The 20,981-nt window shown below is 34.5% G+C and carries 22 protein-coding genes; 21 read left to right on the top strand and 1 reads right to left on the bottom strand.

Annotation, left to right across the window (positions count from 1 at the left end; genetic code table 11):
* The first annotated feature begins 309 nt into the window (after nt 1–309).
* The 14 genes from UGRO018_RS15785 to UGRO018_RS15720 all read left to right on the top strand — a co-directional run bounded on the left by UGRO018_RS15785 (nt 310) and on the right by UGRO018_RS15720 (nt 13,160).
* Nucleotides 310–1,188, top strand: coding sequence for an AraC family transcriptional regulator (locus UGRO018_RS15785; RefSeq protein ID WP_416327467.1), 879 nt, complete (start codon nt 310–312; stop codon nt 1,186–1,188).
* Between the two features lies 1 nt (nt 1,189).
* A complete protein-coding gene (locus UGRO018_RS15780) occupies nt 1,190–1,753 on the top strand; it encodes a nitroreductase family protein (protein WP_416327466.1) in 564 nt (187 codons plus the stop codon).
* A gap of 81 nt (nt 1,754–1,834) precedes the next feature.
* Nucleotides 1,835–2,443 carry an L-threonylcarbamoyladenylate synthase gene (locus tag UGRO018_RS15775; RefSeq protein WP_416327465.1) on the top strand — a complete coding sequence of 203 codons (609 nt, stop codon included), beginning with the start codon at nt 1,835–1,837 and terminating at the stop codon, nt 2,441–2,443.
* Nucleotides 2,444–2,661: 218 nt separating this feature from the next.
* Nucleotides 2,662–3,849, top strand: coding sequence for an AfsR/SARP family transcriptional regulator (locus UGRO018_RS15770; protein WP_416327464.1), 1,188 nt, complete (start codon nt 2,662–2,664; stop codon nt 3,847–3,849).
* 86 nt (nt 3,850–3,935) lie between these two features.
* Nucleotides 3,936–4,376, top strand: a complete 441-nt coding sequence (rpiB, locus tag UGRO018_RS15765) for a ribose 5-phosphate isomerase B (protein ID WP_416327463.1) — start codon at nt 3,936–3,938, stop codon at nt 4,374–4,376.
* Complete coding sequence (locus UGRO018_RS15760) at nt 4,376–5,134, top strand: DUF5131 family protein (RefSeq protein WP_416327462.1); 759 nt, start codon at nt 4,376–4,378, stop codon at nt 5,132–5,134. Before rpiB ends, UGRO018_RS15760 begins: the two co-directional genes overlap by 1 nt.
* Nucleotides 5,124–5,486 (top strand): transporter, encoded by a 363-nt coding sequence (locus tag UGRO018_RS15755; protein ID WP_416327461.1) that lies wholly within the window; start codon nt 5,124–5,126, stop codon nt 5,484–5,486. Before UGRO018_RS15760 ends, UGRO018_RS15755 begins: the two co-directional genes overlap by 11 nt.
* Nucleotides 5,487–5,510: 24 nt before the next feature.
* The gene (gene glyA, locus UGRO018_RS15750; RefSeq protein WP_416327460.1) at nt 5,511–6,746 is read left to right on the top strand and encodes a serine hydroxymethyltransferase; all 1,236 of its coding nucleotides are present in this window, start codon (nt 5,511–5,513) and stop codon (nt 6,744–6,746) included.
* A 126-nt stretch (nt 6,747–6,872) separates the two neighbouring features.
* Nucleotides 6,873–7,916 (top strand): immunity protein Imm33 domain-containing protein, encoded by a 1,044-nt coding sequence (locus UGRO018_RS15745; RefSeq protein ID WP_416327459.1) that lies wholly within the window; start codon nt 6,873–6,875, stop codon nt 7,914–7,916.
* A 128-nt stretch (nt 7,917–8,044) separates the two neighbouring features.
* Complete coding sequence (gene rpmE / locus UGRO018_RS15740; RefSeq protein WP_416327458.1) at nt 8,045–8,248, top strand: 50S ribosomal protein L31; 204 nt, start codon at nt 8,045–8,047, stop codon at nt 8,246–8,248.
* Between the two features lie 115 nt (nt 8,249–8,363).
* Nucleotides 8,364–8,969 carry a thymidine kinase gene (locus UGRO018_RS15735; protein WP_416327457.1) on the top strand — a complete coding sequence of 202 codons (606 nt, stop codon included), beginning with the start codon at nt 8,364–8,366 and terminating at the stop codon, nt 8,967–8,969.
* Between the two features lie 315 nt (nt 8,970–9,284).
* Nucleotides 9,285–10,364: a peptide chain release factor 1 gene (prfA, locus tag UGRO018_RS15730; protein ID WP_416327456.1), complete on the top strand. Its 1,080-nt coding sequence runs from the start codon at nt 9,285–9,287 to the stop codon at nt 10,362–10,364.
* Nucleotides 10,357–11,211, top strand: a complete 855-nt coding sequence (gene prmC / locus UGRO018_RS15725; protein ID WP_416327455.1) for a peptide chain release factor N(5)-glutamine methyltransferase — start codon at nt 10,357–10,359, stop codon at nt 11,209–11,211. Before prfA ends, prmC begins: the two co-directional genes overlap by 8 nt.
* A 200-nt stretch (nt 11,212–11,411) precedes the next feature.
* On the top strand, nt 11,412–13,160 hold the full coding sequence (locus tag UGRO018_RS15720; RefSeq protein ID WP_416327454.1) for an O-antigen ligase family protein: 1,749 nt from the start codon (nt 11,412–11,414) through the stop codon (nt 13,158–13,160).
* Between the two features lie 56 nt (nt 13,161–13,216).
* On the opposite strand, the gene galU is transcribed toward UGRO018_RS15720, so the two are convergent.
* Nucleotides 13,217–14,092 carry a UTP--glucose-1-phosphate uridylyltransferase GalU gene (gene galU, locus UGRO018_RS15715; protein ID WP_416327453.1) on the bottom strand — a complete coding sequence of 292 codons (876 nt, stop codon included), beginning with the start codon at nt 14,090–14,092 and terminating at the stop codon, nt 13,217–13,219.
* 235 nt (nt 14,093–14,327) lie between these two features.
* Here galU and UGRO018_RS15710 point away from each other — a divergent pair, with 235 nt between their 5' ends.
* The 7 genes from UGRO018_RS15710 to UGRO018_RS15680 all read left to right on the top strand — a co-directional run.
* Nucleotides 14,328–16,223, top strand: coding sequence for a polysaccharide biosynthesis protein (locus tag UGRO018_RS15710; protein WP_416327452.1), 1,896 nt, complete (start codon nt 14,328–14,330; stop codon nt 16,221–16,223).
* 23 nt (nt 16,224–16,246) lie between these two features.
* Nucleotides 16,247–16,762, top strand: a complete 516-nt coding sequence (locus UGRO018_RS15705) for a PglD-related sugar-binding protein (protein ID WP_416327451.1) — start codon at nt 16,247–16,249, stop codon at nt 16,760–16,762.
* Nucleotides 16,763–17,350 carry a sugar transferase gene (locus tag UGRO018_RS15700; RefSeq protein WP_416327450.1) on the top strand — a complete coding sequence of 196 codons (588 nt, stop codon included), beginning with the start codon at nt 16,763–16,765 and terminating at the stop codon, nt 17,348–17,350.
* Nucleotides 17,347–18,534 carry a glycosyltransferase family 4 protein gene (locus UGRO018_RS15695; protein ID WP_416327449.1) on the top strand — a complete coding sequence of 396 codons (1,188 nt, stop codon included), beginning with the start codon at nt 17,347–17,349 and terminating at the stop codon, nt 18,532–18,534. The genes UGRO018_RS15700 and UGRO018_RS15695 overlap by 4 nt, the downstream gene beginning before the upstream one ends.
* Entirely contained in the window at nt 18,530–19,573 is a 1,044-nt protein-coding gene (locus tag UGRO018_RS15690; protein WP_416327468.1) for a polysaccharide biosynthesis protein, read from the top strand. The genes UGRO018_RS15695 and UGRO018_RS15690 overlap by 5 nt, the downstream gene beginning before the upstream one ends.
* 2 nt (nt 19,574–19,575) lie before the next feature.
* On the top strand, nt 19,576–20,736 hold the full coding sequence (locus UGRO018_RS15685; RefSeq protein WP_416327448.1) for a polysaccharide biosynthesis C-terminal domain-containing protein: 1,161 nt from the start codon (nt 19,576–19,578) through the stop codon (nt 20,734–20,736).
* Nucleotides 20,729–20,981 (top strand): UDP-N-acetylglucosamine 2-epimerase (locus tag UGRO018_RS15680; RefSeq protein WP_416327447.1); only part of this gene is annotated, 253 nt, incomplete at its 3' end. The genes UGRO018_RS15685 and UGRO018_RS15680, both read left to right, overlap by 8 nt.

The following is a 20,981-nucleotide window of genomic DNA, read 5'->3' as shown; positions in this document are numbered from 1 at the left end:
GATTTCTGATACGAATAAAAAATAGCATCAACCAAATTTCCTTAGGTTGATGCCATTGGCCAGATATTCTGGCTTTTTTAATCCATTTTTGATTTCGCTCTTTGCTAAAATAAAATTATAGATGTGGGTTATGTCAGGGGCTGAATTATAACAATCACCATCTTGCTATGTCAATGAGTTTATATTTAATAATAAACATATGTTGATATGGCATTTCTTTTATTACTTATGGTAAAATGACAAAAGGAAGCAAGAAAAGACAGGATGATAGAAACAAAAGATATTACAATGATAACAGGAGGTTACATCATGGAATGGATCAAAAGTCTTAGAACAGCAATTAATTATATGGAAGAACATATGTATGAAGATATTCATGCGGATGATGTCGCAGATGCTATTTATATGTCATCTTTCTATTTTCAAAAGGGTTTTAAAATCATTACAGGATATACGATAAAAGAATATATTCGCTATCGAAGACTTTATTTAGCCGCACTTGATGTGATGGGAACAGATGATAAGATTATAGATATCGCCGATCGTTATCATTATGATACTCCTGAAAGTTTTACGAAAGCATTTCTACGTTTTCATGGTGTTTCTCCTATGCAATTAAAGAAAGAACCAAGTAGAATAAAGGCTTTTTTACCCTTAAGAATTTCGATATCAATCGAAGGAGGAAATGAAATGGATTATGTCGCTGAAGAAGTAAAGGAAATAGAGGTCGTAGGATTTATTCAACCTGTTGCCACTGAAACAGCATATGTTGAGATACCAAACATATGGGATCAATTATGGCAAACGTACGTTATCAATAAGGAAGACAAAGCTATTTTAGATATGATGGAAACTTGTTCGATCGGAGAATTCGCAATCTGTGTAGATGATCATAGGCAATCAGATGAATTTCGATATATGATCGCCGGTCGTTATCATGGGGAAAGCATACCGGAAGGTATGATGACCTATACCATACCTGCAGGAACTTATGTGAAATTTCATTGTAAAGGACCTCTACCTGGCGCATTACAGAGCGTCAATACACGCATATATAAAGAATGGTTACCTCAACATCCCGAATATGTTTTTCATGGAAATTGCAATGTAGAATGGTATCGTAAAGGAGATACACAGGCAAACGATTATGAAAGTGAAATCTGGATACCGGTAGAAAGAAGGCAATGAGATGGAATTCGATCAGATAATACAAGATAGAAGAAGTATACGTAAATTCATAAGCAAAGAAGTAGAAGAAGAAAAGGTAGTTGCTTTATTGGAAAGTGCACGCTTATGTCAATCTGCGAAAAATCGTCAGCCATGGAAATTCATGGTATTGACCGGTAAAGATAAAGATGAAGTAGCGAATATCATGTTGTCATTATTTGAAAAAAATCATGTTGAACTAACAGGTTATGCGAATAGTTCGAAAAATTCTGCACACATCATTCAACAAGCGCCTTTGCTGGTGTTGGCTTTTATTGAAAGGGATGAAAACTGGATACATAGTGATTTGTTGTCCATGGGGGCAGCCATAGAACATCTTTGTTTAAAAGCAGTAGATTTAGATTTAGGTGCTGTTTGGATAGCAGATACGGTTTATACTAGAGATGAAATCAGTGCGGCCATGGGATATGCGAACCTTCAATTGATATCGGGAATCGCAATCGGTTATCCTGATGAACATCCAAATCCAAGACCACGCAAAGAAATAGAAAATATTCTTTTGAAAAAACAATCTTTGTTGAAATAAGGCATCTAAGATATAAAAATTGTGATAAAATAATAGCATTCAGGATCTTGTGATAGATCATAAGAAACAGGAGGGTCTTGTATGCAAACGATTCGTTTTGAAAAAGAGGACATAGATGCAGTTGTGGAACTTATAAAGGAAGGAAATGTTGTGGCATTTCCAACAGATACCGTATATGGTCTGGGTGTTATCTATGAAAATGAAGAGGCTTTACAAGCATTAAAAGAAAGTAAAGGTAGACCGGAAGATAAACCAATCCCTACGATGGTTTCCAGTTTGGCACAGATCGAGCAAATTGCAGAAGTGGATGAACGTGCAAGAAAGCTAGTGAAAGCTTTTATGCCAGGTGCATTTACGATTATCCTAAAGAAAAAGGCGAATCTGCCTGAGTATCTTACCAATGGCTTTGACACGGTAGGAATTCGTATGCCGGATGATGCTTTCGTTTTGAACATGATCGAAGCATGTGGTAAACCAATGCTTGTGACCAGTGCCAATCTATCCGGAGAAGAAACCGGACTTTGCGATGAACAAGTGTTATCACAATTAGATGGTAGAATTGATGCCATTGTTATGGGTGAAGCAAATGGCAAGGTGGCTAGTACCATTGTAGATTTAAGCAAAGAAGAACCTGTCATCATACGTAGTGGACCTATCAAGGAAGAAACCATTTTAGAAGCATTAAAATAGGAAAATAAATTCATGGAAATTTTGGAAAAAGGACCATGAATTTTTATTTTTCTTGCACTTTTTTATAGAATTTCTAATTTCCTTCATTTTAGTTGTCATCATAAGAACATCCCACTAAAATGAATGTAAGAAATAAAGATATAAGATGGAAATGTGATTTCTTTAGAAATGGATGTAGCAGTGATCTGTTGTTTTTTTAAAAGGAAGGAAGGCTATTTATGAAATATCAAGATATGTTACAGATTCAAATGCAAGGCGAATTTGCGATTAAAAATGAATTTTACAAGTTTCCTCAGGAAACCAAAAAGAGCATGCAGGTCATTATGCTGATTGCTTATTTAATCGTAAATCGTGCAACATTGACAAATAAGACAAGACTTATGGAGGTTTTATGGCCAAATGGTAGTGCAGATAATCCGGAAGGCGCTTTAAGAAATCTGGTATATCGTGCAAGACTGGAACTGAAAAAGTTTTTTCCCGATGAAAAGGTAGAATGTATTTTATCAAAGAATAATTCCTACATATGGAATAGTGAATTAGAATGTGACTTGGATATCGTAAGATTTGAAAATCTAGTCGAACAAATCAAAGAAGAGGAAGACCTTAATCAAGCATGGCAACTTTGTACGAAACTTTTAACGGATTATAAAGAAGATTTCATGTTTGAATTTCCTGATGAAAATTGGATCGTCGTGCAACGAAATTATTATAAAAACCTAAAGTTGGAATGTATTGGGAAAGTTGCAGAGGGTTTGGATAAAGAACAGCGATATCAAGAGATCATTGACTTATGTGATTTACTTGATTATAAGGAATTTACAAATACAAGAATTCATGAATTGAAATTGTATGCGTACTATAAACTGGATATGATTGCTGTAGCAATGTCCTATTATCATGATGTCATTGATTTATACTATAGTCGTCTTGGCATTGAAGTCAGTGAACGAATGAAAGAAATCTATCGTATGGTACAGAAATCCAATGCGAAAAATCCTGTAGATGTAAACGAATTGGAAAGAGAAATGTTTGAAACGAGTAAAGATCAGGGTACGTTCTATTGTGACTTTGACGTATTCAAAAATATTTATCGTATCAATGTCAGAGCAGCTCAACGATCTACAAGAGCAAGATTTCTTGTGCTGATGACCATGAAGGATGAAAGCGGTAAGTTGAGTGAGAAACGTTTGTTAGAGGAAAGCGATTTATTGAAGGAAATCATCTTCTCTATGTTACGTAAAAACGACGTATATTCTAAATGTAATATGACGCAATATTCTATGATCATCGCAACACCGAGAAAAGAAGGATGTCAAAAAGCAATCGATCGTATACTTGAGAAATATGAACAAAAACGCACAGAAGAATGTGTCAGTGTGAGTTATCAAATGAAACCGATCCACTAAAACGTATGAAAACGAGCAGTTCGCTGTTCGTTTTCATTTTATCGTGTGGTATAATGATGTCATATTGATATAAGGAGGAACGATGAATGAAAATAGCATTGGCTTGTGATCATGGAGCATTTGAATATAAGGAAATCGTAAAAGAAATGTTGACTAAGGAAGGTCATGAAATTGAAGACTTTGGTTGTCATAGTTGTGATAGTGTGGATTATCCAGATTATGCAGGACCTGCAGCACAAAGTGTGGCAGATGGAAAAAATGAGCGAGGAATCGTGATTTGCGGTACCGGGATCGGTGTGAGCATCGCTGCTAATAAAGTAAAAGGTATCCGTTGTGCATTGTGTGGAGATCCAGTAAGTGCGAAATTAACAAGAGAACATAATGATAGTAATGTACTTGCGATGGGACAACGTATTATCGGTGTAGAATTGATGAAAGAAATCGTTCATGTATGGGTGAATACGGAATTTAGTCATGATGAACGTCATCAAAGAAGAATTGACAAAGTTATGGCTTTGGAAAAATAATGCCACAATGGAATCCATGGCATGGCTGTCATAAGTTTTCAGAAGGCTGTGTTAATTGCTATGTTTATCGAATGGATGAAAAGCATGGACGAGATGCCAGCGTTGTGACGAAACTGAAAACGATGAATCTGCCAATCGCAAGAAAACGAGATGGAAGCTATAAAATTGCATCAGGTGAAGTTCTCTATACTTGTTTTACCAGTGATTTTTTCATCGAAGAGGCGGATGCTTATCGCAAAGAAGCATGGGAAATGATCAAAACGAGAAGTGATGTTCATTTCTATATGATTACCAAGCGCATTCATCGTTTTATGGAATGTATTCCCGATGATTGGAATGACGGTTATGACAATGTAACCATTTGTTGTACGATGGAAAATCAAAAGCAAACGGATATTCGTTTACCGATCTATCTAACATTGCCAATCAAGCATAAGCAGTTGATATGTGAGCCGTTGTTGAGTGATATTGATTTTCATGGTATGTTAGATGAACAAATTGAACAAATCACTGCCGGAGGGGAAAGTGGCAATGAGGCAAGAGTTTGTGACTATGATTGGATCTTGCATATCAAGGAACAATGTGTCCAAGCCGGTATAGCGTTTTATTTTAAGCAGACAGGTGCCAAATTGAAAAAAGATGGCAAAGTATATCGAATCAAGCGAAAGGATCAACATGCACAAGCGAGAAAAGCTGGCATCAATGTTAACGCGATGATTCCCCTTGATTTTATAAAGGAGAAAGCGGATGAAAAATGATCTTCTGGTAAAAGCAGCAAAATGGATAGAACAAACAATTGCGGTCATCTTTATGGCGGCAATCGCAATTTCTTTGGTATTATGTGTATACGATGCAGGTTCCACGTTGTTATCAGGAGCATTTAAGCTAGAAAGCTTAATGGGAACTGTATTGACACTGGTGGTAGGCATTGAATTTGTAAGGATGTTGATCTTACATACACCACAAAGTGTGATCGAGGTTTTATTATATGCAGTCGCAAGACAAATTGTAATTTCACATGAGAGTGCAATGGATAACCTGATCGGGGTACTTGCGATTGCGATGATATTTGTGATTAAAAAGTATTTGATGAATTCAGAAAATGAGTAGTAAAAGCTGAAGGAGGTTACGAAAATGAAGGATAAGTTGATTGAAGCAGCAATTGAAAAAGAAGCAAAACGACAGTTGTATAACATTGAATTGATTGCATCAGAGAATTATGTATCAAAAGATGTATTAACGGCAGCAGGAAGTATTCTTACAAACAAATATGCAGAAGGATATCCTAGCAAACGTTATTATGGTGGATGTGTAAATGTCGATGAGGTAGAAAATATCGCAAGAGAAAGAGCAAAAGAGTTGTTTCATGCAGAGCATGCCAATGTTCAGCCTCATTCAGGTTCACAAGCAAACATGGGCGTTTATATGGCACTGTTAGAACCAGGAGATACCGTACTTGGTATGAATTTAACTGCCGGTGGCCATTTGACACATGGACATCCATTGAATTTTTCAGGAACGCTTTATCACTTTGTGGATTATGGCGTTCGTGAAGATGATGAAACCATAGATTATGAGGATGTACGTCGTGTTGCTTTAAAACATAAACCAAAGCTGATCGTAGCCGGAGCCAGTGCATATCCAAGAATCATTGATTTCGCAAAATTCAGAGAAATAGCAGATGAAGTTGGGGCTTATTTTATGGTTGATATGGCACATATCGCCGGACTTGTTGCTGCAGGATTACATCCAAGTCCTGTACCATATGCTGATTTTGTGACTACTACTACGCATAAAACACTAAGAGGACCTCGTGGAGGTATGATTCTTTGTAAAGAAAAATACGCCGCTTTGTTAGATAAAAAGGTGTTTCCGGGAATGCAAGGTGGACCGCTTATGCATATCATAGCCGCAAAAGCAGTTTGTCTACAAGAAGCATTACAGCCGGAATTCAAAGCATATGCAGCTCAAGTAATAGCGAACTGTAAAGTATTAAGCGATACATTAAAAGAAGAAGGTTTTCGTATTGTAAGTGGTGGTACAGACAATCATTTGATTCTGGTAGATGTGAAAACATCCATAGATATGACAGGAAAAATGGCAGAAAAGCTATTAGATGAGGCTTGCATCACATGTAATAAAAATACGATACCGTTTGAAAAAGAAAAACCATTTGTGACAAGCGGCATTCGCTTAGGTACAGCAGCAATGACAACACGAGGTTTTAAGGAAGCTGAATTCAAACAAGTGGGATTGTGGATATCACGTGTTCTAAAACATGCGGATGATAAAGCAATCATTGAAGAAGTACGTCGTGAGGTCTGTGCACTAACAGAACAATTTCCATTACCAAATGATCGCTGTGAATAAAGATGAAGCAATTCATCTTTTTTTCTGTGCCATAGTGCCACATACGTAGGAAAGAAAGGCATGGTCATGCTCATAAAAATGATGTATAATGTTACATAAAGAGAAAAATAAGAGGAGATTAATGATATGGATGCTGGACAACTATCTTATGTAGAGTTGATTGGGAATTTAAAAAAGAAAATAGAACAAGAAAGAAAAGAAGAAATAACACAAGCTACCATGGAAGAATTGCCACATTTGATTGCGGCATTGCCTTCTATATTAACAGGCTATGATGTTTTTTCTGATAAAGTGACACAACGAGAAGATTTAAAAGAATATTTAGAGAAACGTTTTTCCATTACAGATAAAAAATCAGCAATTGAGCAAATAAGAATGTTTGTATTTGAAAATACACAATTACAATTTGAACAATTCAAGGGCTTTTGGGAAGGAAAACCGTCTTTTGATACAAAAGATATGAAAGAGAATACAAGGGAGTATTTTGAGAAATGTAAGACGTTCGCAGAACAGTTTTATCCAATTGTGAAAGATAAAGGATTTGCGGCATTTGACTTTGGAGAAGGCATTCGTATGGCGAAAGAATGCTATAGTGCAGGATATCTTGAGGATGATGATTATCAATTCATGTTAAAGGATCTTGGACAACGGGCATTTCGTATGTATGATGGTTTTGAAGATTATGCGATTAGTTACTTATGTGGTGGCACTTATTTTATGTATTATACAAGTGGTGCTTCTCAAGAATATGCAGACCACATGTTTCAAACCTTATTTGGAGGTATTTCAGAGTTGTTTTTCAAAGGTGAACAACTTTGGAACCATCATGTATGGCCCGAAGTAAAAAAGTATTTCAAAGAAATCAAAGAAGTTAAAAAGTTGATTGAAGATCAAAAAGGCTGTTTGGTTACAGATCGCATCAGTCTTGAACAAGCACCTATCCAATATATGGTGCGTCAAGAACCCAGTGAAGGAAATCCAGATAGTGGATGGCAATTTTTCGCAGGAGATGAAAGCCCTGAATATCTAGCTGATATGAATCATGTACAAGTATTTGCTTTAAATACTGTATGTAACTATGATCCATCCATTATTCCATTGCTTGATCATCCTGTTGGAAGTGCATTTATCCGTAAACAGGATGGTAGTTTTGAGAAGGTAGAGAAATAAAAGAATTATGGGAATTATGCATGAATTTTCTGTATTTTTCCTATTGCTTATTTACAAAAGTATTGCTATAATGATATAGCACTTACTTTGAACACGCATGAGGTTCAAGGCGGAAGGAGAGTAAAAACATGAAAAAAGGAATTCATCCAGAATACCACCGTATTACAGTAAAATGTACATCTTGTGGTGCTGAATTTGAAACCGGATCTACTTCAAAAGAATTACGTGTAGATACTTGCAGTAACTGTCACCCATTCTATACAGGTCGTCAGAGATTCGCAGCTGCACAGGGTAGAATCGAAAAATTCAACAAAAAATACGGACTTAAATAATGAGAGAGAGGCTATGTGCCTCTTTTTCTTTCTTTATTTTTCTAATCATTACCATCCACATTTAGAGTGAATTCAGTTATAATAGTAAGGATGATAAATGAGGTGAAAAGGGAATATGTATAAACAATATCGGGAAGGCTGGTTAGAAGTGATATCCGGCTGTATGTTTGCGGGAAAAACAGAAGAATTGATCAGAAGAATCAAGGTACTGGAATATGCAAAGAAAAAGATTGCGGTATTTAAACCGAAAATAGATGATCGATATAGCGCAGACAACATTGTTTCTCATGCGGGGAGCAGTGTGGAAAGCTTTGCAATTGAAAAGGCACATGAGATATTTCATTACATAGATGACAGTTATGATGTAATCGCAATCGATGAGGTTCAGTTTTTTGATGATGAAATCGTTGCGATATGTGATTACTATGCAGATCGAGGAAAACGTGTTATGGTTGCAGGTTTGGATATGGATTTTCGAGGTGTTCCATTTGGTGTGATGCCTCAATTGTTTACGCATGCAGAGTTTGTGACTAAATTAACAGCAGTATGTACCAAATGTGGTGCACCGGCAACTAGAAGTCAACGCCTGATCAATGGAGCTCCTGCAAACTATCATGATCCAATTATCTTAGTTGGAGCAAGTGAACAATATGAAGCAAGATGCCGCCATTGTCATGAAGTGCCTGGGAAACCTGGATTAGATAAGCAAAATCAAAAATAAAGTCTGTTATAACTATATTGAGAAAATCAAATATGTATAGTGAATCATATGAATCTAAGTTTTACCGGTATGTATATTGTATTTCTTTAGATGTTATGGTAGTAACTGTTTTTTATATTTTATGAAGTTATTTCTTTCGTCTGTAACAAGTTTACAGGCTTTTTATATGGTACATACTGTAGATAGACAATGATCAATAAAGGGGATTTTATCCTTTTCAATTCATTGTTTCAATGGTATAGTATATAAGGATATTTATGCGTGTTTTACGTAGAAGATAAAAGCAGTTTGTATAAAAAACAGGAGGAATTGTAAATGAGTGTCATGATAGAAAGACTAGAAGGAATGGTCAACCGTTATCACGAGATCAATGATATGATGATGTCACCTGAAATTGTCAGTGATTCTAAAATGCTGGCAAAGCTAGGTAGAGAACAAGCAGATTTGACTCAGGTCGTTGAAACCTATACAGATTATAAGAATAGTGTTCAGGCGCTGGAGGATGCAAAGGCGTTGTTAATGGAAGATGATAAAGAAATCAAAGAAATGGCAAAGATGGAAATTGAGGAATTGGAGCCGAAAATAGAAGAAGCTTTGAAAAAATTGGAAATCTTATTGATACCAAAGGATCCTAATGATTCTCATAACGCTATCGTAGAAATACGAGGTGCAGCAGGTGGGGATGAAGGAAATATCTTTGCCGGTGACTTGTATCGTATGTATAGTAAATATGCGGAAAGTCAAGGTTGGAAAATCGAGATTATCGAAATGGATGAATCAGAAGCTGGAGGCTTTTCCTTAGTATCTTTTGAGGTCAAAGGGGATGGCGTTTATGGTAGATTAAAATTTGAATCAGGAAGTCATCGTGTACAACGAGTACCAAAGACAGAAAGTCAAGGACGTATTCATACATCAACTGCGACTGTATTGGTTACTCCTGAAATTGAAGCAGATGATTTTGATATCGATATGAATGATTTAGAAATTGAAACAATGCGTTCATCCGGTGCCGGAGGACAGCATATCAATAAAACAGATTCTGCTGTACGTATTGTGCATAAACCAACAGGTATTACTGTAAAATGTCAAGATGGGCGTTCTCAACATGAGAACCGTGCGACTGCGTTGATGACCATTCGATCTCGTGTTTATGAAGAACATCAAAGAAAGTTGGAAGAAGAACAGGGTATGGAGCGAAGAAGCAAGATCGGAACCGGAGATCGTGCTGAAAAAATTCGTACCTATAACTATCCTCAAAATCGTGTAACAGATCATCGTATTGGTTACAATGTCAATCAATTAGATAGAATCATGGAAGGTCGTATGCAAGATTTGCTGGATGCGTTGACTTCCGCAGATCAGCAGGCAAAACTGGCAGGACAAAATAATGGCTAGCTATCGTGAGGTGCTACATCAGGCAAAAGTTGAAATGGAAGCCGCAGATCGTGGTGAACAAGCCGCATTGTTTTATTTGTTGGAATTGACCAATAAAGAAGCTCATAATCTATATATGGAATATGAGGAAGAAATGCCTCAAGATATACAGACCATGTATGAAGCGGGTATCAAGCGTTTGGTAAGTGGAGAACCATTGGGACATGTGCTAGGATTTGAATGGTTTTATGGATATCGTTTTAAGGTCAATGAGCATGTTTTGATTCCAAGACCGGAAACCGAAGAATTGGTAGCCAATGTACTAGCGGCTTATGACGAATATTTTTCAGATGTGGAAAATGTGGTGGCAGTAGATATTGGAACTGGTAGTGGAGCAATTGCGATCTCTTTGAAAAAAGAAGAAGAAAATCTTCACCTGATTGCAACTGATATTAGTGAAGATGCAGTAATGGTCGCAACGGAAAATGCAAAAGAAAACGAGGCTGTGGTAAGCTTTCTAGTAGGTGATATGTTACAACCGTTAATAGAACGTGATATTAAAGTAGATATTTTGATTAGTAATCCTCCATACATTCCAAAAGAAGAAGTGATGGAAGATAGTGTTGTCAATTATGAACCACATGTTGCTCTGTTTGGTGGAGAAGATGGATTAAAATTCTATCGAATCATTTTTGAAAATGCACCTAAGGTGTTAAAAGAAAAAGCAATGATGGCATTTGAAATGGGGTATCAACAAGGAGAAGCTTTGCGTGAGGAAGCACAAAAATATTTTCCGGATGCTAAGGTTGAAGTCATTAAGGATATCAATGGTAAGGATCGTATGTTGTTTGTATATTTGAATTTATAAAAAGCAATGGAGGTAAATTTTCCACTGCTTTTTTTTGATGTATGTATACCATAAGGACAATATCCTCTTATTGCTTATTGTGTATGAGTATATATTGCTATGTTGGTTCACCATGATTTATCTAAATCATGACTGTATAATGAATATGCACTATGAAGCATCTTGATGTGCTATAATAATAGACAAATGGGAGGGATTCTATGTCAAAACTTATGAATCGAAGCTATTATAAATTTGCATTTGTGATAGCGATATTTTTTCAGACGTTAAATTTGAAGTTTTTTGGTATTGATTTCTTTATATTAGAGGCTCCATTGATGATATGGGGAGTGTTGATTTTGCTTTATGATGGAATAAAAGGAAGACTGAACTTCAAAACCTATCATGTAGGCTTATTGCTGGGATATATATTTTGTCTTTTATTGGCGGTTAGGGCAAATATTGACTATGCTACAAAAGCTTCATATATCACTGTGATGATGCAATTTTTGATATTTGTCTTGTTATATGCTTGTCCGAAAGATTATGCTTGGATCGATATCAAAAAAGAAATGCGAGTAATCAATAAGATGACCTGTATTCTGACATTTGTCGCAAGTAGTATTTCATTACTCATGTTTTTGTTTAACATCACAATGACACGAAATGGAACGAGTATCGGACTAATTGGAGGAGATCGTTTGTTTGGAATTTATTTTAACTCCAATCCAGCATCTTTTCTTGCTTGTATATCTATTGTTTTCTCAGTAATGTCAATTAGAAACAAAGCAAAGTACTCATCTTTCTATTATGTGAATGGTATTGTACAATTCTTCTTTATTTTGTTAGGTAATTGTAGAGCAGCTATGATCATCCTGTTTCTGATGGTATTAATGGCGATGTATTATACGATTTTTAAGAGGAAACAATTTAGTAAACCTAAGAAGATCATCATCGCTTGCTTAGCTGCCATTGTGTTTTACTTTGGTACAGGTCTAACACAGAAAGCTTTGTATATCATTCCTATGTTACAAGGGGCAGAGATATCAGATACAGGTGGTAGATTTCAATTAGATAAAGTTGTGAAAATTCTTTCTCTTGTCGAAGATGGTACATGGAAAAATCGTTATGAAATTTATCGATTGGCTGATGAGGTAAGTTCCAGTAGGATCACACTATGGGCTACATCCTATAAGCTATGGAAAACATCTCCTATCATCGGTATCGGAGCAAATACATTACAACCTATGGCAAGAGAGCTCTATCCGCAAGCCCATGTATTTGAGGCTCCTCAGGTCGTGCATACACATAACGTGTTTATTGAAGCTTTGGTTACAGCGGGGATTGCCGGATTTGTGTGTTTTCTATTATTCTTTATGAATAGCTGTATCACTTTGATTGAGCTAACCAGAAAATATAGTTACACCAAATCTTACTTTATCATTCTATTAATGATCTTTGTGTTGATGAGTGAATTTGTAGGTGGAATGTTGGATTATGGCATCTTTTATACATACTCCCTATCTGCTACTTTGTTTTGGATATACTTAGGATATTTACATTGGATCAATCAAATGCCATTGTTGAAATTAGTCCAAGATAGTAGAGAATATGACTTTATCGATTATGATTTAGAATATATAGAATTCAATCGATTAAAAAAAGATATGATACAAGATACGAGCATTCATATCATAAGTACTGATTTTGTAAAAGAGCATATTTGTGCAGTTACCATAGCAGTTGCCGTATCTTTCCAAAATGAAAAATTATCTGTATTTCAATATGTCGGTTATTTTGAGGTAGATCATGATATTGAACATGATCAGAAATTGTTAGATAAATATAAGGATGATATGGCTTTGGAAATATATGAAATCATCAAAGATGATATTGAGGTATTGATTAGCGATTCTCGTGGAAAGGTATTGTTACCACCGGTACAACATAGCTTACTAAAGGATTCTTAAAAAGTAAAAAAAGGAAAGTCTTTCGTTTCATTAGACTTTCCTTTTTATCTGTAAATTTAAAACTTAAGATCTTGAATGATTTGAATCATAGAATCTCTTAGATCATCACGATCCAATGCGAAATCGATCTGAGCTTTTAAAAATCCTATTTTATCTCCTACATCATAACGATTACCTTCAAAGTCATAAGCAAAAACATTTTCTTCACGAGTCAAGCGATCAATGGCATCTGTGATTTGAATTTCATTTCCCTTACCAGGTGCTTGTGTTTCCAATAATTCAAAGATTTTTGGCGTTAGTACATAACGACCTAGGATAGCAAAGTTACTTGGAGCATCTTCGAATTTTGGCTTTTCCACAAAACCTTGTACAGAAGCACAACGCTGTGTTAAATTTTCCTTAGGGTTTATGATACCATATTTGTGTACTTGAGAATCCGCAACCTTTTGTACACCTACTACGCTACCACCAAAACTTTCATAAGCTTCAACCAATTGCTGAGTAGCAGTTTTTCCACCTTTGTTTACAACGATGTCATCTCCTAACAAGATGGCAAATGGTTCATCCCCAACAAAACTTTTTGCACATAATACCGCATGCCCCAATCCTCTTGGATTTTTTTGGCGTACACTGAATATGTTAGCCATAGCTGCGATTTCTTTTACCATTTCTAAACGCTCGATATCACCACTTGATTCTAATTTCTTTTCTAATTCAAAACTATTATCAAAGTGATTTTCAATACATGACTTATAACAATTGGTAATGATTAGAATTTCCTCGATACCACTTGCAACTGCTTCTTCTACAATGTATTGTATAGTAGGCTTGTCCACGATAGGAAGCATTTCCTTAGGAACAGCCTTTGTCGCAGGTAGAAATCTTGTCCCAAAGCCTGCTGCAGGTATGATCGCCTTTCTGATTTTTTTCATACTGATATGATCCTCCTAAATATGTTACACTGTATATTGTATCATATTTAACTTATTTTGAAAGCGGTGAATCAGAATAAAAAAGATGGGATTTATGTAAGGTTTATAAAAGTTTATTTATAGACTTATAAGATTATGTGATGGAAATATTACAAATATTTCTTAAATAGTAAAAAAAGTTTTAAAAATAGCGTGAAGTATGCTAAAATTGTTTAGGATAAGGGAGTGTGTTTACATGATTGAAAAGTTATTCAGTAATCCAATATATGTAAAGCATAGAGAAATGATGTTATGTGCACTTGATTTGTGTATCGTGCTTGTATCTTTTCTTTTAGCTTATTGGATTCGTATAGATTTTCACTTCCCAGACTTTTCACAACTGGATATTACAAAGTGCTTAATAGCGTTACTGATTGTATTGATCGTATATGCTATTAGTTTTTTTGTATTCAAGATACATAAAAGTCTGTGGAAATATATAGGGCCTGTGGAATCTATTAGAATAGGAATGGCTGTATTACTATCATCCATCGTATTAATGGCATTGGTCATTGGAACAAGTATTAATCGTTCCTATACAAGTGTGGTTGCGACCGGTGGATTATTAAGTGCGATTTTAATGTATACCACGAGGGTAAGTTATCGTTTATATAGACGAAATACATTGAAATCAGATGGCATCAGAAAAAATGCAATTATCATCGGGGCAGGTGATGCTGGGTATATTTTGTTAAAGGAAATGATTCAAAATGATAAGTTCCATGTAAATGTGATAGGCTTCATTGATGATAAGCGCTATAACAACATGGTTTCCGGTTATAAGGTATTGGGCGATACCTATGATTTACCTGAAATTGTGAAAAAATATAGTGTAGAAGAGGCATTTATTGCGATTCCGAGTGCAGATAAAGCAAATATCAGAAGGATTTTTGATATCTGTCAGTCATGCAAGATCGATACCAAAATTATGAAACGTGGCGATACCATTATTGAGGATGATTTGGATCGAGACTATGACGAGAAAAAGTATCCGGTACAGGATATTAGTATTGAAGATTTGTTAGGACGTGGAGAAATTCATCTTGATCAAGCAGAAATCAAATCCTATTTAACTGATCAAGTTGTTGTCGTAACAGGTGCTGGTGGTTCTATAGGATCTGAATTGTGTCGTCAAATTGTAAAGTTTAAACCAAAAGAATTGGTGATGATCGATATCAATGAAAATTCTCTTTATATGTTGGAACAGGAGTTTAATCGCAATAGAACACATGGAACATTACACCCGGATATTAAAATATTGTCATTGATTGCTTCGATACGTGATTTTACTTCTATTAGTGATATCTTCAAAGAGAAACAACCATCCGTCGTATTTCATGCGGCAGCACATAAGCATGTGCCATTAATGGAAACCAGGCCAATGGAAGCGATAAAGAACAATGTGTTTGGAACAAATAATGTGATCAAGGCATGTATCAAGAATAAAGTATCAAGATTTATCATGATCAGTACGGATAAAGCAGTAAATCCTACCAACGTTATGGGTGCTACCAAGCGTATGACAGAAATGATCTTACAGGCAAATGGAAATAACGGTGTTACTAAGATGGCTGCAGTAAGATTTGGTAATGTATTGGGTTCTAATGGTTCAGTAATCCCAATCTTTAAGCAACAGATTGCAGAGGGTGGTCCGGTTACGATTACTGATAAGAATATCATTCGTTATTTTATGACAATTCCAGAAGCTGCACAATTGGTTCTGCAAGCTGGATTCTATGCAGATAAAGGGGAAATCTTTGTGTTGGATATGGGAGAACCTGTAAAGATATTAGATCTAGCGGAAAAGATGATTCGTATGTCAGGTTACAAACCTTATGATGATATCGATATTGTGGAAATCGGATTAAGACCTGGGGAAAAGATGTATGAAGAGTTAAAGCTTGATGGTGAAACTAGAACGATGACAAAGAATGATTTGATATTCAAAAATAATGTCATGTCAATCACATTAGATGATATTAATGAGAAGTTACGTGTGTTAAGTGAGAAATTAGAAGCAAAAGTATCAGATAAAGAATATAAAGAAACAATTCTTAATTTAATTATTGCTGATAACGTGACAGAAAAGTAGAATGATAGGAGAATGATGTCAGTATGTCTAATAATAATTTGTTAATTATTGGAGCTGGAGGACATGGAAAATGTTGCTATGATATAGCAAAGAGAATGAATAAATTTGATAAAATTAGCTTTATTGACGATGTGGAAACTGATGTTTTTGGAGAAAAAGTATTAGCAAAATTAGAAGATATAGGGCGATATGAGGATTCTTATGATTTTGTGTTTGTAGCAATTGGTAATAACAATTTAAGAAATAATATTTGTGAAGATTTATTGAATTTTAGATTCTCATTCGTAAATCTTATTGATCCTAGTGCGGTTATATCTGAGTATAGTGCCATAGGAAAATCGTGTGTCATATTTCCTAATGTTGTCATCGAGGCAGAAGTAACTATAGGTGATGGGTGCATAATTCAATCAAATACAACTATTCGTCATAACTCGGTAATTGAAGAGTATGCATTAATATATTGTAATAGTGTAATTAATCCACAAAAAACAATAAAAAGTAAAGAGATAGTGCCTAGTGTAACGTTGGAGGATGTTTAAATGTATAGCAGATATTTAAAAAAAATATTAGATTTTTTGTTAAGTTTAATTGGAATCATAGTATTATCTCCAATTTTAATCATTGTATCAGTAGTCATAAAGATAACTTCACCAGGTCCCGTTTTATTTAAACAAGAAAGAGTAGGTAAGGATAACTGTTGTTTCAAAATATATAAGTTTAGAACAATGAGAATAGATACACCTAAAGATATACCAACTCATTTATTAGAAAATCCTGATCAATATATAACAAAGATTGGAGAGCTTCTTAGAAAAACAAGTTTAGATGAATTACCTCAATTATTCAATATTGTAAAAGGTGAAATGGCAATCATAGGCCCTAGACCTAGTTTGCCTAATCAATGTGATTTAAATCTGTTAAGAGATAAAAATGGTGCATCCAGTGTGAAACCAGGGTTAACAGGGTTAGCGCAGATCAGTGGAAGAGATGAATTAGAAATTGAAATAAAAGCAAGATTAGATGGAGAATATGTTAAAAATATTTCCTTTTTAGGGGATGTTAAGTTGTTCATGAAAACAATAACAAGTGTTTTGAAATCTGATGGGGTTAAGGAGGGTAAAACATGAATATTTTGGTGATATCACAATATTATTATCCTGAGCCTTTTAAAATTAATGAAATTTGTGAAGAAATGGTTGGTAGAGGGCATCAAATAACAGTTTTAACAGGACTTCCTAATTATCCAGAAGGCGAGATTTTTGAAGAATATAAGGGTTTTAATATAGAAAAAGCTGAAATGCTAAATGGAGTAAAAGTAATAAGGGTTCCAATTAAACCTAGAAAGAAAGGCAGTATAAATTTAGTCAAGAATTATATAAGTTATGTCACTGAAGCAAATAAGAGACTCAAGAAGCTTGATTCAGTTTTTGATTTAGTTTTCGTTTATCAATTATCGCCAATTTTAATGGCAATTCCTGCAATAAAATTTCACAAAAGACATAGAATACCTCTTATTTTATATTGTTTGGATTTATGGCCTGAGTCAATTAAAACTATAGGAATTAATGAAGGTAATATAATATTTAAAGTTCTCAGACGCTTAAGCAAAGCTATTTATAAGAGCTGTGATAAAATTTGTGTATCCTCTCCATCATTTATTGATTACCTTGCTTCAGAATTAAGTCTTAAGGCTACTGAAATTGAATTTATTCCTCAACATGGTGAAGAAGAATATTTAGAAATCAGTTCTTCTAATATTCATAATCCACTTGTGATTACTTATGCCGGTAATATAGGGAAAGCACAAGACTTTACTACACTTTTAAGAACCATAAAAGAAAAAGACTTAAATGTACATGTCAGAATAATAGGTAATGGTTCTATGTTAGAAGAACTAGAGCAAATGATATTTAAATTAGATTTAATAGAAAAAATTTCTTTAGAAGGAAGAAAAAATAAATGCGAATTAAAACAATTATTTAATGAAACAGATGTTTTATATATCACTTTGAAAAATAATAGTTTGTTAGGTAATACGTTGCCCACAAAATTACAAACTTATATGGCTGTAGGAAAACCTATTTTAGCTAATATAGGAGGAGATGCTAAAAAAGTTATAGAGGAATCCTCTTGTGGTTTAGTATCAGATTTTGGAGATATTGATAAATTGGCTACTAACATAAAAAAAATATCAGAGAATTACATGGAATATTGTGTAAGAGGTAGATTGTATTTTGAAAAGAATTTTACATTAGCTAAAGTTGTTGATGAATTTGAAAATTTAATTAAAGGAATAAAGGAGGAATATTAAGATGTTTAAAGATAAAACACTATTAATTACAGGAGGAACAGGATCATTTGGCAATGCAGTATTAAATCGATTTTTAAATACAGATATCAAAGAAATCAGGATATTTAGTCGAGATGAATTAAAGCAAGATAACATGCGTCATGAATATCAAGCCAAATTCCCAGAAGTTTCAGATAAGTTAAAGTTCTATATTGGAGATGTTCGAGATATTAATTCAATTAAGAATGCAATGTATGGTGTTGATTATATTTTCCATGCCGCTGCTCTTAAACAGGTACCGAGTTGTGAATTTTTTCCAATTGAAGCAGTAAAGACTAATGTCTTAGGTACAGAAAATGTACTTACTGCTGCAATTGAATGTGGTGTAAAGAAAGTAGTTTGTTTGTCGACAGATAAAGCAGCATATCCAGTAAATGCCATGGGTACAAGCAAAGCAATGATGGAAAAAGTAATCGTAGCAAAATCAAGAACAGTTGATCCAGAAAAAACAAGCATCATGTGTACAAGATATGGAAATGTGTTGGCATCAAGAGGTTCTGTGATTCCTTTGTTTATTTCACAAATGAATGAAGGAAAGCCGTTAACATTAACAGAGCCAAGTATGACAAGATTTGTTATGACTTTAGAAGAAGCAGTGGATCTTGTATTATTCGCATTTAAAAATGGAACAAGTGGAGATATTTTTGTGCAAAAAGCACCAGCTTGTACAATAGATGTTCTAGCTAACGCAACAAAAGAACTGTTTCATGCTAATAGTGAAATCAAAGTAATTGGTATCCGTCATGGTGAAAAAATGTATGAAACATTATTAACTGATGAAGAGTGTGCACATGCAATCGATATGGGTGACTTTTATAGAGTACCAGCGGATAAGCGTGATTTAAATTATGATAAATACTTCTCAGAAGGAGTAGAGAAAACACAATTATCTCAATTTAATTCAAATAATACTAGATTAATGACATTAGAAGAAGTAAAAGAAAAATTGATGGAAGTGCCATTGGTAAGAGAAGAATTAAAAAAATGGGAGAATAAATAAATATGAAAATTCTAGTTACTGGTGCAAAAGGATTTGTGGGTAAAAATTTAATAGAAACATTAAAGACCATTAGAGATGGGAAAAATAAAATATTTTCTTTAACATCTAATCTTACACTATATGAGTATGATTTGAATAGCACAAAAGAAGAATTGAAAGTGTTTTGTTCCGATTGTGATTTCATTGTACATTTAGCAGGTGTAAATAGACCACAAAATCCTTCTGAATTTTATGAAGGAAATCTTGGCTTTACAGAGGCTCTTTGTTCCTATTTGAAAGAAGCAGGAAACAAGTGTCCTATTATAATTTCTTCTTCAATTCAAGCAGAAAGAGATAACGATTATGGGAAAAGCAAAAAAGCTGGAGAAGATACTTTATTAGCTTTTGGGAAAGAAAACGGTAATCCTATTTATATTTATCGTTTTGCTAACCTGTTTGGTAAATGGTGTCGTCCTAATTACAATAGCGTAGTCGCAACATGGTGTCATAATATTGCTCATGGTCTAGATATACAAATCAATGATCTATCAGTAACTTTGCCATTATGTTATATTGATGATGTTGTAGAGGAAATCATCCATTGTATTTGTGGAAATCCATATATTGTTGATGGTGTGCATTATGGTGTTGAAAAGGTATACAACTGTACCTTAGGTGATTTAGCAAATACCATCAAAAGCTTTAAAGAATCAAGAACAAGTCTTGAAGTAATAAATCAAGCGGATGAATTAACAAAGAAGCTTTATGCAACTTATCTAAGCTATCTACCTGAAGATGCATTTAGCTATCCATTGAAAATGAATGTGGATGAAAGAGGTAGCTTTACAGAATTCTTGAAAACAAAAGAATATGGACAAGTAAGTGTGAATATTTCAAAACCAGGAATCACAAAGGGAAATCATTGGCATCATACAAAGAATGAAAAGTTTCTTGTAGTTAGCGGAACAGGTCTGATTCAATTCAGAAAAATCGGTGAAGAAAAGATCGTTGAATATCAAGTAAGTGGTGAAAAACTAGAGGTGGTAGACATTCCAACAGGTTATACTCACAACATTATCAATGTAGGGGATACTGATATGGTAACGATCATGTGGGCCAATGAAATGTTTGATCCTAATAAGCCCGATACTTATTTTGAAAAGGTGGTAGAAGAGCATGAATAAATTGAAACTAATGACGATCGTAGGTACAAGACCAGAAATTATCCGTTTATCAGAAGTCATTAAAAAGTGTGATACATATTTTGATCAAATCTTGGTACATACTGGACAGAATTATGATTATTGTTTGAATCAAGTATTTTTTGATGATCTAGGATTAAGAGAACCAAATTATTATCTAGAAGCTGTAGGAAATGACCTTGGAGAAACAATAGGAAATATCATTGCGAAAAGTTATAAATTGATGA

It is taken from the genome of Hoskinsella mucinilytica, assembly GCF_045223415.1.
In the GTDB taxonomy this organism is placed as follows: Bacteria; Bacillota_I; Bacilli_A; order Erysipelotrichales; family Erysipelotrichaceae; genus Hoskinsella; species Hoskinsella mucinilytica.
Note: the sequence above shows the minus strand (reverse complement) of the source record. Positions and strands in the feature narration are given on the sequence as shown.

Coding starts and splice junctions, on each gene's coding strand:
- prfA (WP_416327456.1), top strand. CDS start 9,285: ATGAGTGTCATGATAGAAAGACTAGAAGGAATGGTCAACCGTTATCAC.
- UGRO018_RS15755 (WP_416327461.1), top strand. CDS start 5,124: ATGAAAAATGATCTTCTGGTAAAAGCAGCAAAATGGATAGAACAAACA.
- UGRO018_RS15735 (WP_416327457.1), top strand. CDS start 8,364: ATGTATAAACAATATCGGGAAGGCTGGTTAGAAGTGATATCCGGCTGT.
- UGRO018_RS15775 (WP_416327465.1), top strand. CDS start 1,835: ATGCAAACGATTCGTTTTGAAAAAGAGGACATAGATGCAGTTGTGGAA.
- UGRO018_RS15745 (WP_416327459.1), top strand. CDS start 6,873: ATGGATGCTGGACAACTATCTTATGTAGAGTTGATTGGGAATTTAAAA.
- UGRO018_RS15770 (WP_416327464.1), top strand. CDS start 2,662: ATGAAATATCAAGATATGTTACAGATTCAAATGCAAGGCGAATTTGCG.
- UGRO018_RS15780 (WP_416327466.1), top strand. CDS start 1,190: ATGGAATTCGATCAGATAATACAAGATAGAAGAAGTATACGTAAATTC.
- UGRO018_RS15695 (WP_416327449.1), top strand. CDS start 17,347: ATGAATATTTTGGTGATATCACAATATTATTATCCTGAGCCTTTTAAA.
- UGRO018_RS15710 (WP_416327452.1), top strand. CDS start 14,328: ATGATTGAAAAGTTATTCAGTAATCCAATATATGTAAAGCATAGAGAA.
- UGRO018_RS15720 (WP_416327454.1), top strand. CDS start 11,412: ATGTCAAAACTTATGAATCGAAGCTATTATAAATTTGCATTTGTGATA.
- UGRO018_RS15785 (WP_416327467.1), top strand. CDS start 310: ATGGAATGGATCAAAAGTCTTAGAACAGCAATTAATTATATGGAAGAA.
- rpiB (WP_416327463.1), top strand. CDS start 3,936: ATGAAAATAGCATTGGCTTGTGATCATGGAGCATTTGAATATAAGGAA.
- UGRO018_RS15760 (WP_416327462.1), top strand. CDS start 4,376: ATGCCACAATGGAATCCATGGCATGGCTGTCATAAGTTTTCAGAAGGC.
- prmC (WP_416327455.1), top strand. CDS start 10,357: ATGGCTAGCTATCGTGAGGTGCTACATCAGGCAAAAGTTGAAATGGAA.
- UGRO018_RS15685 (WP_416327448.1), top strand. CDS start 19,576: ATGAAAATTCTAGTTACTGGTGCAAAAGGATTTGTGGGTAAAAATTTA.
- rpmE (WP_416327458.1), top strand. CDS start 8,045: ATGAAAAAAGGAATTCATCCAGAATACCACCGTATTACAGTAAAATGT.
- galU (WP_416327453.1), bottom strand. CDS start 14,092: ATGAAAAAAATCAGAAAGGCGATCATACCTGCAGCAGGCTTTGGGACA.
- UGRO018_RS15705 (WP_416327451.1), top strand. CDS start 16,247: ATGTCTAATAATAATTTGTTAATTATTGGAGCTGGAGGACATGGAAAA.
- glyA (WP_416327460.1), top strand. CDS start 5,511: ATGAAGGATAAGTTGATTGAAGCAGCAATTGAAAAAGAAGCAAAACGA.
- UGRO018_RS15700 (WP_416327450.1), top strand. CDS start 16,763: ATGTATAGCAGATATTTAAAAAAAATATTAGATTTTTTGTTAAGTTTA.